Here is an 11,501-nt window from a genome sequence, read left to right as displayed (position 1 = left end):
CTCATCCCTTGGAGGATCTGTGAGGTTGCGCAAAGCGTACCCCCAACGCGGACGAAAGTGGCTGGCGGCACTCGCATCAGCGTTTGTCGTGTCCATGGCAGTGGTCCTAGCGCCGGCTGGCTCTGCCACTGCGGCAAGCGATCCAGCGATTGCGATCGCACAAAAGCGTCAGCAGTTGCTCGAACTCGCTCTGACGGGAGCCTCGGAGGCGACCATCCAGTCCCGCCTGGGTCTGGTCAAGGTCTCTACAGCGAGCAGCGGCTTCCAGCCATTGTCGCCGAACACGGCCGCCACCGTCCAAACACCCACAATCTACTTTGACACCGGCTTGCAGGCGTACTACGTCTCGGCCACGTTCAGCTGGAACAACCAGCAGACGAACGGCGACGGCTCGGCGTACAGCGGCAATGTCGGTGGGTACGACGGGTTCGCCGTTCGGTTCGACAAGGACATCACCAATATGGGTACCAGCGCCTCGTTCTGTCCGGGAAACTGGGGCGGCGCTACGCCATACCCGGGCACGAAGCCAGGTTGCGTCATCCCTCAGCCCGAGGACAACAATAGCGATGGGTCGTCCTTCAAGTACCAGGACCGGACGAACGGGGCCTACTGCGGTGGCACCGACTACCCGAGCTGCTGGATCTACATCGGTGCCAAGGGGACGATCATTCACTCCTTCAAGAAGTCCTGGGCCGGGTGCCTCCAGGTGTATGCGAAGTACGGGCACACGTGGAACAGCACTCAGATCTCGGGTATCGATCTGAGCAACGGCGGCATCACGATCAACTTCTCATCGTCGAGTTACAGGTGGGACATATCCAGCTCCAACTCCGCCAAGTTGGGCTGCTAAGCGAGTAAGGTTGCCCGGTCTGCCTGTGGGCGGGTCGGGCAACCCCCTGTAGGAGGGCACATTATGCGCAAGACCGCAGTGTTTTTGATCGCCGGGCTGGTACTCGCCTTCGTCGGCTACGTTGTCTATGACAACACGAGTCGGCCAAACGAGATCCGCGTTGCCGTCGGCATGAACGGCTGTGTCGATCAGCACTGCATCACGTTTCCCCTCCCGCAGGCCGATGTTGCAGTCAAGTTTGCCGACGGCGAAGTGTTCGCCGGCAAGACCGACGCAGCTGGTATCGCACACTTTCACCTCGACAAAAGCGGCCCAGTGGAAGTCACCGCGACATCGTCGTTGCTCAGCGGCACGCTGACGACTAGGACGACTGTTGACTCAGCGGCCGGGGGATATGTGTCTATCGAACTTACTGACACAGTGCCGTTCAAGATCCTGCGCGCACAGTAAGAAGTCCGTTGGCCTTCGTGCCGTGGCAACCCGAATTTCGATCCCGGTGGAGATTCTGATCCGCCACCATTCGTATAAGGTGGCGGGTGCTTTGTGCTGCGTAGCCACCCAGCATTTTTCCCTTCCGGTCTTCCGGTGCCTCTCAAAGACGGGCATCGACCATCGCGTGTCGTTGGTGGAATGTTATTCATTGCTGGAGTTTTCCTGGCCGGTCAGGTCGAGCGAGGCGCGGACGTAGATCACCAGTGGAACACCGGCTTCCAGGCTGACGTGGTGGTCACCAACACCGGGTCGTCTGGGTCAACGGCTGGGCGCTGCGCTGGACGTTCGGCAACGGCCAGGTGATCAACCAATCCTGGAGCAGTGTGTACGCGCAGAGCCGCTGCCGTTGGGCTGACGGTCGACTCGGCGGGCCTACATCTTTTTTGATGTGCCCACATCAAAAAAGATGTAGGCCCGTACAGTCCTATGTCTTCCGGCCGGGCCGCAGCGCGGCGGCAGTCGCGCCGAGCACCGCGCCGAGCAGGGCCAGGGCCATGTCCTTCTGGGCATCCCACAGGTCACCCTGCTGGCCGTTGTAGGCCTCGGCGGCGTCCGGGGCCAGGGTCAGCGCGATGCCCCACTCGAACAGCTCGTACAGCGCGCCGGTCGAGACGATCACCTGCACCGCGTGCAGCCAGGCCCGGCCGCGCCCCGCGCCGCGCTCGCGCCAGGCGAGGACCAGCGCGGGAGCCAGCAGCAGCCCGTATCCCAAGTGGACCAGACGGTCGAAGTGGTTGCGCCCGCCGTACGGGGCGATCCCGGTGACCGCCTGCCACCACTGCTCGTACGGGACGTACGAGTAGATCCAGCGGGCGGCCACCGTGTGCAGTGTCAGGAAGCCCAACACCAGCACGAACGAACCGAGCGGCAGCCGCAGCCGCCGTTGCGTGAGCAGCAGCCCGGCCACGGCCAGCACGGTGAGGCTGTGGTGCAGCGCCTGCTCGACGGGCCAGTGAGGTCGCCACCACGACACGGCGACGATGACGGCGAAGACCAGCAGCGCGACCAGGTGGCCGCGGGGCAGGCGGTCGGGCGGGGAAGGGGTGTCCACGGCTGTTCATGCTGACAGGGCAAATCCAGTGCCGCCCGTCCCGAACTCGTCTAGGCTCGCGTCCCGTGACCGACGCTGACGCTCTCTTCGCCCCGCTGGCCGCCGACGCCGTGCCGGCCGTGTCCCGCCTGGCCGCCCGGTGCCTCGCCGTCGACGGCGGCCTGCCGCTGGCCGCGGGTGAGGGCTTCACCGGACGGCGGTACGCCGCCGAGGGCGGGCTCGCCATCGGCGCGTACGACCCGGACGGGACACTCCTCGCCGCCGCCGCGATCCGGCCCACCGGCAGCACCGTCACCGGCACCGCGCTGGTCGACCCGGCCGCCCGCGGGCGCGGCCTCGGGGCCGCCGCGCTGGACTGGTGCCTGGCCGGGGCGGAGGTCATCGAGACCGAGGCGCTGACCGACGCCGCCGCGGCCCTGTTCGCCGACCGCGGGCTGACCCAGATCTTCGCCGAGGACGTGATGCGCCACGACCTCAAGGAGATCCCCGACATCCCGCCGCCCGATGGGGTGCACCTCGTCGGCTGGGCCCCGGACACGGTGAGCCGGTTCCACGCCGCCTACCGGGCGGCGTTCGCGGACCGGCCCGGCTTCCCGGACTGGGACCTGGACCAGTGGACCGGCTGGCTGGTCGACGACGACTTCCGGCCGCCGTGGTCGCTGCTCGCGGTCGGCCCCGACGGCAGCGACCTCGGCTTCGTGGTCTGCGGCGACGGCTGGCTGGTGCAGGTCGGCACCACGCCCGCGGCGCGCGGCCAGGGCGTCGGCGCGGCCCTCACCGTCGCCGCGTTGCGGGCGGCCGCCACGGACGGCGCGTCCGAGATGCTGCTCGACGTGAACGTGAACAACCCCGGTGCGGCCGCGCTCTACCACCGCCTCGGCTTCACCACCTTGGGCCGCCGCGCCCGCTTCGCCCGCCCGGCCTGACCCCGCCGGGCGGCGGGTCGGCGAATGAGGCGAGGGAAAGGTTTCGGCATCGGCGGTGCGGCAATAGGAGTGGCAAGGGCGGGCTGATTCCGCGACAGGCGATCGATGTGGATCGCCGTTCTCCTCGCGGGGTCGGCGCGACGCCCACATGCAGTGGGGCGGTTCGTGAACCGCGTACTCCGGGCTGCTTCGCTGCCGGTGTCGGCGCCCTCGGCAGACACCGAGGAGGTTTCGATGACCGAAGCCAGGCACAGCCGCGCGCAGTCGCCGGACGAGGCGGTAGCGGCGCGATCGCTGATGGCCGAGCAGCGGCGCATTGCCGCCGAGACGGGCTGGAGCACGTCCGGCAATGCCCTGCAGGCCGTCCGCAACCATCTGGTCGCCGTCATGGCGGCGACCAGATGACCGGTCCGCGGCGGGCAGAACGGTCCGCACGCGGCCGAGACCGTCGCGGGAGCCGATCCGTCGGCTCCCGCGACGGCGTTTCGGCCATGTCGCCGTAGCGGGGAACGGGTGGTGGCCGGTCAGATCCGGACGCGGGCCGCGTCGATCCAGGCGAGCACTCCGTGGGCGCGACTGCGGGCGGCCGCGGTGCGGGCCTGTTCGAGCAGCTCCGCCGCGTCCTCGTCCCGGCCCTCTTCGTAGGCGAGCTGGCCCAGTGCCAGTTGCGCCGCCGCGAGGCCCGGCAGGAATCCCAGCTCCTGGCGGATCCGGGCGGACTCCTCCAGCTTCTCCCGGCCACTCGCGCGGTCGCCCGCCTCCAGGTCGGCGAAGCCCAGGTGGCGCACCGCGTACGACCGCGTCAGCTCGTCACCGCTGTGCTGGGCCAGGTCGTAGGAGCGCTGCAGCAGCGGCCGGGCGGTGTCGGCGTCGTCGCGCACCACCTGGTGGAAGCAGCCGAGCCAGAACAGCGCCTCGCTCTCGCCGCGCGCGTCGCCGAGCTGGGCGTAGAGTTCCGCGGCGCGCTCGAACGCGGGCAGTTCGCCCGGGTCCTCCTCGCGCCGGTGCAGGAAGTCGGCGTGCAGCAGCCGGCCGCGGGCCAGGGACAGGTCGGCTTCGAGGCTGTCCAGGTCGCGGTGGGCGGGCTCGGTCGCCGTGGTGTCGCCGCCGAAGACGGCGTTCTCGTACGACTCTTCGGCGCGGGTCAGTCGTTCGTCCCCGTTCATGTCCACCAACCTAGTTGGACGGACGGCGCGGGCGCAGCCCCCGAAACCAGCTGCCCGGATCAGGTCCCGGCGTGTGCGAGCGCCCATGCGCCGATGCGTTCCAGCAGCTCGTCGGGGGCGGCGTTCTCGGCGTGGCCGAAGCCGGACTCCAGCCACAGCTCCTTGGGCTCGGCGGCGTTGCCGTAGAGCTGCTCGGCGTGCTCGACGGGGAAGTACGCGTCGGCGTCACCGTGCACGACCAGCAGTGGGATCGGGGCGATCAGCCCGGCCACGGCGTACGGCGGGTCGGGCACCGGGTCCCAGCCGCCGGACGCGATCCGGGTGCGCAGCGCGACCCGGCCGACGAGCCGTCCCAGCCGCCGTTCCAGCACCCAGTGCACGCGCCGCATCGGCGGGGTGCCCCGGTAGTACCAGCGGGCGGGCCCGCTGACGGCCACCACGGCGTCGATGCCGCGGTGCAGCGCCGCGTGGCGGACCACGACGGACGCGCCCATGGAGAAGCCGACCGTGACGATGCGGCGGTATCCCAGCTCGCGGGCCCAGGCGACGGCCGCCTCGACGTCCTGGATCTCCAGGTCGCCGACCGTGGACAGGCCGCCGGAACGGCCGTGGCCCCGGAAGTCGAAGCTGATCACACCGGCGTTCCGGCCGAAGACCCCGGCGGCGCGGCGCACGGCCTCGCGCCGCCAGGAGCCGGTGAAGCCGTGCGCGACGACGATCGCCAGCCCGGGGTCACCCGGGTCGTGGTGGGCGTCGATCCGTACGCCGTCGGCGGTGGTGAGGGTGCGGTCGGTCATGTCGGCGGTGCGCAAGCGGCCGGGCTCAGCGCGCGTCACTCACCGGCCAGGTCGGCGTAGTGCTCGACGAACGGCGGCTTGGCGAAGAACGGGCTGAGGATCGTGCGCCACTGGGTGAAGCGGTCCGTGTTGCGGAAGTTCTCCACGTGCGCCTCGACCGACTCCCACTCGACCAGCAGCATGAAGCGCGACGGCGACTCGACGCCGCGGGTCATCCGCGTGGTGAGGCACCCCTCGGTGTCGGCGAGAATGGGCCGGGCCTGCGCGTACGCGGCGGCGAAGCCGTCCTCCTGGCCGGGCAGGACGTCGATCTGGGCGATCTCTAGCACCATGTCGATGATCCTCGCACGGCCGTCCGGCCCTGGCACGGGTGCCCTAGGGTGTCGCCCATGCTCGACTGGCTGCTCAGCACCGCTCTCACCGTGGCCGGCACGCCGATGACCTGGGCCGAGGTGCTCGGCTTCGGCACCGGTGTGCTCAACGTGTGGCTGCTGGTGCGCCAGAACGTCGCCAACTGGGCCGTCGGCATCCTCAACGTGGTGCTGCTGGGCGTGGTGTTCGTCACCTACGGCCTGTACGCCGACGCGAGCCTGCAGGTGGTCTACGTGGCGCTGGGCCTGCTCGGCTGGTGGCAGTGGCTCCGCGGCGGGGAGCGCGGCGGCCGGCTGGAGGTGTCGCGGACCATGCGGGCCGAGTGGACCGTGCTTGCCGTGGCGGGCGTGGCGGCGACCGCCGGGCTGTGGCTGCTGCTGGACCGCGTCACCGACTCGACGGTGCCGCTGCCCGACGCGCTGACCACGGTGCTCTCGCTCGTCGCGACGTACCTGCAGACCCGCAAGAAGCTGGAGAGCTGGTGGATCTGGATCATCGCGGACCTGGTCTACATCCCGCTCTACCTCTACAAGGACCTGTGGCTGACCGGAGCGCTCTACGTGGTGTTCCTGGGCCTGTGCGTGGCGGGCCTGCTGGCCTGGCAGAACGCGCTGCGGGCCCGGGTGGCCGAACCGGTCGCGGCATGAGCCGGGATTACGCCCACGGCATGGTGGTGGGCAAGTTCTACCCGCCGCACGCCGGCCACCACCTGCTGATCCGGACGGCCGCCGCGGCCTGCGCGGCCGTCACCGTCGTGGTCGCGCCGTCGCGGCAGGAGTCGATCCCGCTGGACACCCGGCTGGACTGGCTGCGCGAGGAGCACGCGGACACCCCGTGGGTGCGTTTCGCGGGCCGCTACGACGACCTGCGGGTCGACTACGACGATCCGGAGGTCTGGGACGGGCACTGCGCAGTGTTCCGGGAGGCGGTCGGCGACCGGCCCGTGGACGCCGTGTTCAGCTCGGAGAAGTACGGCGACGAGCTGGCCCGCCGGTTCGGGGCGGTGCACGTGGAGGTCGACACACCCCGCGTGGCCTGCCCGGTGTCGGGCACCGCGGTGCGCGACGACCCGGTGGCGCACTGGGACCTGCTGTCCGCCCCGGTGCGGGCCTGGTTCACCCGCCGGGTGGTGGTGCTGGGAGCGGAGTCGACGGGCACCACCACGATGGCCGCGGCGCTCGCGGAGCACTACGCCGCGCGTGGCGGGGTCTGGGCGTCCACCCGCTGGGTCCCGGAGTACGGCCGGGAGCTGACCGCACGCAAACTGGACCTGCTCCAGGCGGCCGACCCGGCGGCCACGGTGTTCGACGTGACCTGGGACCGCGCCGACTTCGTCGAGGTGGCCCGGGCGCAGTCGGCCGCCGAGGACGCGGCCGCCCGGTCGGGCTCGCCGCTGTTGATCTGTGATACCGACGCCCTGGCGACCCAGGTTTGGGAGGAGCGATACCTGGGCAGTTCGTCACCGCAGGTGCGCGCGCTGGCCCGGCGTCCCGATCTGTACCTGTTGACCTCGCCTGTCGGGGTCGCCTTCGACGACGACGGGCTGCGGGACGGGGAGCACCTGCGCTGCTGGATGACCGGCCGGTTCCGCGAGGTCCTCGCGGGGTCGGGGGTCCCGGTCGTGGAGTTGTCGGGATCACACGAGCAGCGCTCCAGGGCGGCGGTGAAGGCGTGCGAGCAGGTGTTGAGCGCGGGCTGGAGGTTGGCTGCACCACTCGGCTGACCTGGCCGGATGTCCCGGATGACCCGATCGCCCGTCCGTGCGGGCGACCCCGTCTGGGTTTACGGCTTGGCGTGGTAAACAATAGAGAGACGCGGGAGGGGAGTATCCCTCACGACGGTGTCGTCAGCACGGCTCCCCCCGGCCACCATAGGCCTGGTGTGATCCCGGCATCGTCGGTCACCGGTGGCACACCGGTGGCAGGAGAGACCTCCGGGGCAAAAATGATGCCGACCGGAGGTCTGTTCATATGAACGTGTCCACTTGGGAATGGGCCGCCACCCTGATCGGGTTGCTGGCGCTGCTGACCTTCGACTTGATGATCATCGGGCGGCGCCCGCATGAGCCTTCGATGAAGGAGGCCACCGGTTGGGTGGTCTTCTATGTCGCACTGGCCTGCGCGTTCGGCGCCTGGATCTTCTACAACCACGGCTCGCAGTACGGCCAGGAGTTCTTCGCCGGCTGGGTCACCGAGTACAGCCTGTCCGTGGACAACCTGTTCGTCTTTGTGATCATCATGAGCCGGTTCGCGGTGCCCCGGATCTATCAGCAGAAGGTGCTGCTCATCGGCATCGTGCTGGCGCTGATCATGCGTGGCGCGTTCATCGCGGCCGGCGCTGCGCTGGTGTCGCGGTTCGTGTGGGTGTTCTACATCTTCGGCGTCTTCCTGATCTACACCGCGTACACGCTCACCAAGCACGGTGAGAGCGACGAGTCGGACTTCAAGGAGAACGCGCTGATCCGGTGGAGCCGCCGGGTGCTGCCGATCAGCAAGGAGTACAACGAAGCGAAGATGACCGTGGTGCAGAACGGCAAGCGCTTCTTCACCCCGATGCTCATTGTGATGATCGCCATCGGCACGACCGACCTGATCTTCGCGCTCGACTCCATCCCCGCGATCTTCGGCCTGACCAAGGAGCCGTTCCTGGTCTTCACCGCGAACGTGTTCGCCCTGATGGGCCTGCGCCAGCTGTACTTCCTGCTCGGCGGCCTGCTGGACCGGCTGGTCTACCTGTCGCTCGGCCTGGCCGCGGTGCTCGGCTTCATCGGCGTGAAGCTGATCATGGAAGCCCTGGCCGGCAACAACGTCCCGTTCATCAACGGCGGCGAGCCCATCACCGCGGTCCCGCACATCAGCATCGGCGTCTCGCTGGGCGTGATCATCGGCATCCTGGCCATCGCCACGATCGCCAGTCTGATCAAGTCCTCCCGCGAGGCCAAGAACAACCACGAGGAGAAGTCCCCCACCCCGGTGGGGTGATCCCGCGTCCGCACCCGAAGAGCCCCGCCCCGGTCCGCCGGGCGGGGCTCTCTCGTGTCGCGAAGTCGCGGTAGGGGTCAGGGGGTGAGGCGGCCAGCGGTGACGAGGGTGGCGACGCGGTTGGGGCGGAGTTGCTCCTCGACGACGAGGAAGGCGTCGCCGCAGGCGTGGAGCATGTGGCGGCGGCCGTCGGGGGCCGGCGGGGTGGTCACGAAGCCGACGTGCTGGATGCGGCCGTCAGGGCGGGAGAAGAAGTAGAGGTCGCCGGGGCGTTCGGTGCCCAGCGGCACGTCGGCGGCGGCGGCGTGCTGGTCGTAGGCGTCGCGGGGCGTGGTCACGCCGAGCTGGCGGAAGGCCAGATGGACCAGGCCCGAGCAGTCGATGCCGTACGGGGTCAGCCCGCCCCAGACGTACGGGACGCCGAGCCAGGCGCGGGCCACCTCCAGCGCGGCGAGGCCGTTCACGCCGGCCGCGCCGCCGTCGGGGGACTCGCGCACACTGAGCTGGTCCAGCGGCAGCCAGCCGGGGTATCCGCGCGGGTCGAGCCTGGCCGCGGGCTGCGCGGTGGCGACCACGCGGGCCCAGCCGTCGCGGATCTCCTCGATCAGCACCGGCTCGCCGTGCAGCAGCTGGGTGAGCACGCCGTCGTACAAGCGGCCGGTGTCGTCGAGGCCGGCCGCCCAGGACCGGAGGTCGCACTGCGGGCCGAGGGCCGCCGCGTCGACGCCCGGGCGAGGCGCGTCGGGGCCGGACCAGAGCGTCGCCACCGGGGCGGTCACCGTGGCGATCTTCATGCGGACACCTCGCGAATCACTCGGCCGAGCCCGGACTCGGCAGCGACACACCCAGGCCGGGGGCGTCGGGCAGGACCACCGAGGCGCCCTCGTAGCGGATGCCGCCGGAGACCGGCGAGGCCGACAGCCACCAGGCCGCGTCGAGGTCGCTGACGACCGTGGTCGGATGGGCCGCGACCAGGCTCGCCGCCGCGCCGATGCCGACCGGGCCCTCCATCATGGAGCCCACGCAGGTGCCCAGGCCGTGGGCGGTGGCCAGCTCCAGCAGCGTACGGGCCACGGTGAGCCCGCCGCTCTTGGCGAGTTTCACGTTGACCAGGTCGGCCGCCCGGCGGCGGATCACCTCGACCAGGTCGCGCAGGCCGAACACCGACTCGTCCGCCATGATCGGCAGGTCGGCGCGGGCGCTGACCCAGGCCAGGCCGTCCAGGTCGTGCCGGGCGACGGGCTGCTCGACCAGCTCGACCGGCAGCTCCAGCGCGGCGATGCGGTTGACGATGGTCACCGCCTCGCGAGGGGTCCAGCCCTGGTTGGCGTCCAGGCGCAGCCTGAGGCCGGGTTCCAGGGTGTCGCACACGGCGCGGATCCGGGCCAGGTCGCCCGCGGCGTCGGTGCCGACCTTGAGCTTCAGCACGGTGAAGCCTTCGGCCAGGCGCTGCTTGGCGGCGACGGCCAGCGCGCCCGCCTCGCCCGCGGACAGCGTCACGTCGGTGGGCACGGTCAGGTTCGTACCGCCGAGCAGGCGTACCAGCGGAATGCCCAGACGGCGCGCGGCCAGGTCGTGCAGGGCGATCTCGACGGCCATCTTGGCGGCCTCGTTGCCCACCACGGCTCGGGCCATGTCGCGGCAGCGGGCGGCCAGATCGTCGGGGTCGCGGCCCAGCAGCAGCGGGGCCATCATCTCCTCGACGCAGGCCTGCGAGCCGGCCAGGCTCGCCCCGGTCACCGCCCAGACCTGCGGCGCCTCGCCGAAGCCGGACCGCCCGTCGGCGTCGACCACCTCCACCAGCAGCGTCTCCACGGCGGTGGCCCGGCGCAGCGCGGTCACGAACGGGGTGTGCAGCGGCGCGGAGATCCGGCGCGTGCGAACTGCGGTGATCGACACGCTTTCGACCCTACTTCTGAAGCGGATGCTGCAGAAGCACCGATCGGTAACGACTGACCAGGGTGGCGGTCAGTTCGCGCCGAGCTGCGCCCAGCTCGCCGCCGCGATGCGGCCGAGCAGCGCGCAGGCGTCCGCGTCGGACACCTCGCCTGTGGTGCAGGCCGCCAGCAGGTACGGCGCGGCGTCCGGCGGGAAGATCAACGCGCTGCTGTGCCGCTCGCCGGTGACCCAGCCGTTCTTCAGCGCCACCCGGGTGCCCGCGGGCAGACCCAGGTGCAGGTCGTCGCGGCACTGCTGGGCGGTCAGCACGTCGATCATCGCGGCGGACCCGGCAGGGGAGGCCAACCGGTCGTCGGCCAGCGCGCCGAACAGCGCGGCCAGGTCGGCGGCGGTGACCTCGTTGCTGATCCCGCTCTCCCGCGCCGGGTAGTCCTCGATGCCGCGGTCGGTGTGCGCCCGGGACGCGCCCGCGACCTGCCACACCTCGTTGACCTGCGCGAACGCCTGCTCGTTGGGGCCCAGCGCGCCGAGCACCAGGTTGGTGGCGAGGTTGGACGAGCGCACGATCATCCGCTCGATCAGCCAGCGCAGCGGCGCACTCCCGCCGAGCCGGTCCCAGACCTGCTGGTCGCTGTCGTACGCCGGGTCGTTGGTGTAGACCGGGGCGCCCGGCGCGGCGGAGCGGTGCTCGTTGTGCACGGGGATCTCGGCGTCCAGGTCGAGCCGGCCGGCCTCGGCGGCCCGCCAGGCGGCCGCCATCACCCCGACCTTCATGGTGCTGGCCGCGTAGTGCAGGTGGTGCTCGGCGCGCGCGAACACCGCGGACCCGTCGAGCGGGCCGCACCAGACCGAGGCGGTGCCCGGGAAGGCGTCGAGTTCGGGCGTGAGGCTCTGCAGCGTGATCACGGTTTGGCAGCGTACCCACTTCCGGGGCGGCGGCATGCCCCGGGCTGCACTAGAGTCCCGC

Annotated in this window: 14 protein-coding genes; 7 read left to right on the top strand and 7 right to left on the bottom strand. The window is 70.6% G+C overall.

Annotated features, from left to right (window positions below):
* Window positions 1-88 precede the first annotated feature (88 nt).
* Together AB0B66_RS16050 and AB0B66_RS16045 are read left to right on the top strand one after the other, a co-directional pair.
* Window positions 89-850, top strand: coding sequence for a hypothetical protein (locus AB0B66_RS16050; RefSeq protein WP_360529315.1), 762 nt, complete (start codon window positions 89-91; stop codon window positions 848-850).
* Window positions 851-913: 63 nt separating this feature from the next.
* Entirely contained in the window at window positions 914-1,300 is a 387-nt protein-coding gene (locus AB0B66_RS16045) for a hypothetical protein (RefSeq protein WP_360529312.1), read from the top strand.
* A gap of 466 nt (window positions 1,301-1,766) precedes the next feature.
* Here the strand turns inward: AB0B66_RS16045 and AB0B66_RS16040 are convergent, their stop codons facing one another.
* Window positions 1,767-2,393 (bottom strand): DUF2238 domain-containing protein, encoded by a 627-nt coding sequence (locus tag AB0B66_RS16040; protein ID WP_360529309.1) that lies wholly within the window; start codon window positions 2,391-2,393, stop codon window positions 1,767-1,769.
* Window positions 2,394-2,458: 65 nt separating this feature from the next.
* On the opposite strand from AB0B66_RS16040, the gene AB0B66_RS16035 reads away from it, so the two are divergent.
* Window positions 2,459-3,319 (top strand): GNAT family N-acetyltransferase, encoded by an 861-nt coding sequence (locus AB0B66_RS16035; RefSeq protein WP_360529306.1) that lies wholly within the window; start codon window positions 2,459-2,461, stop codon window positions 3,317-3,319.
* A 234-nt stretch (window positions 3,320-3,553) separates the two neighbouring features.
* Window positions 3,554-3,724, top strand: a complete 171-nt coding sequence (locus tag AB0B66_RS16030) for a hypothetical protein (protein ID WP_360529303.1) — start codon at window positions 3,554-3,556, stop codon at window positions 3,722-3,724.
* Window positions 3,725-3,843: 119 nt separating this feature from the next.
* Here AB0B66_RS16030 and AB0B66_RS16025 read toward each other — a convergent pair whose 3' ends face one another.
* From AB0B66_RS16025 to AB0B66_RS16015, 3 genes are read right to left on the bottom strand one after another with little or no spacing between them, the layout of a single operon-like run.
* Entirely contained in the window at window positions 3,844-4,485 is a 642-nt protein-coding gene (locus AB0B66_RS16025) for a hypothetical protein (protein WP_360529300.1), read from the bottom strand.
* Between the two features lie 59 nt (window positions 4,486-4,544).
* Window positions 4,545-5,282: an alpha/beta fold hydrolase gene (locus AB0B66_RS16020; RefSeq protein ID WP_360529297.1), complete on the bottom strand. Its 738-nt coding sequence runs from the start codon at window positions 5,280-5,282 to the stop codon at window positions 4,545-4,547.
* A gap of 35 nt (window positions 5,283-5,317) precedes the next feature.
* Entirely contained in the window at window positions 5,318-5,614 is a 297-nt protein-coding gene (locus AB0B66_RS16015) for an antibiotic biosynthesis monooxygenase family protein (RefSeq protein ID WP_360529294.1), read from the bottom strand.
* 57 nt (window positions 5,615-5,671) lie between these two features.
* Here AB0B66_RS16015 and pnuC point away from each other — a divergent pair, with 57 nt between their 5' ends.
* From pnuC to AB0B66_RS16000, 3 genes are all read left to right on the top strand, one after another.
* Window positions 5,672-6,301, top strand: coding sequence for a nicotinamide riboside transporter PnuC (gene pnuC / locus AB0B66_RS16010; protein WP_360529291.1), 630 nt, complete (start codon window positions 5,672-5,674; stop codon window positions 6,299-6,301).
* Complete coding sequence (locus AB0B66_RS16005; RefSeq protein ID WP_360529288.1) at window positions 6,298-7,377, top strand: AAA family ATPase; 1,080 nt, start codon at window positions 6,298-6,300, stop codon at window positions 7,375-7,377. Before pnuC ends, AB0B66_RS16005 begins: the two co-directional genes overlap by 4 nt.
* 247 nt (window positions 7,378-7,624) lie before the next feature.
* On the top strand, window positions 7,625-8,635 hold the full coding sequence (locus AB0B66_RS16000; RefSeq protein WP_360529285.1) for a TerC family protein: 1,011 nt from the start codon (window positions 7,625-7,627) through the stop codon (window positions 8,633-8,635).
* Window positions 8,636-8,712: 77 nt separating this feature from the next.
* On the opposite strand, the gene AB0B66_RS15995 is transcribed toward AB0B66_RS16000, so the two are convergent.
* The 3 genes from AB0B66_RS15995 to AB0B66_RS15985 form a co-directional block, all read right to left on the bottom strand.
* Window positions 8,713-9,429 carry a C40 family peptidase gene (locus AB0B66_RS15995; RefSeq protein ID WP_360529282.1) on the bottom strand — a complete coding sequence of 239 codons (717 nt, stop codon included), beginning with the start codon at window positions 9,427-9,429 and terminating at the stop codon, window positions 8,713-8,715.
* Between the two features lie 16 nt (window positions 9,430-9,445).
* A complete protein-coding gene (locus tag AB0B66_RS15990; protein ID WP_360529279.1) occupies window positions 9,446-10,534 on the bottom strand; it encodes a dipeptide epimerase in 1,089 nt (362 codons plus the stop codon).
* Window positions 10,535-10,603: 69 nt separating this feature from the next.
* Window positions 10,604-11,440, bottom strand: coding sequence for a serine hydrolase (locus AB0B66_RS15985; RefSeq protein WP_360529276.1), 837 nt, complete (start codon window positions 11,438-11,440; stop codon window positions 10,604-10,606).
* Between the last annotated feature and the right edge of the window lie 61 nt (window positions 11,441-11,501).

This window comes from Catellatospora sp. NPDC049111, from assembly GCF_040648615.1.
Lineage (GTDB): Bacteria > Actinomycetota > Actinomycetes > Mycobacteriales > Micromonosporaceae > Catellatospora > Catellatospora aurea.
Note: the sequence above shows the minus strand (reverse complement) of the source record. Positions and strands in the feature narration are given on the sequence as shown.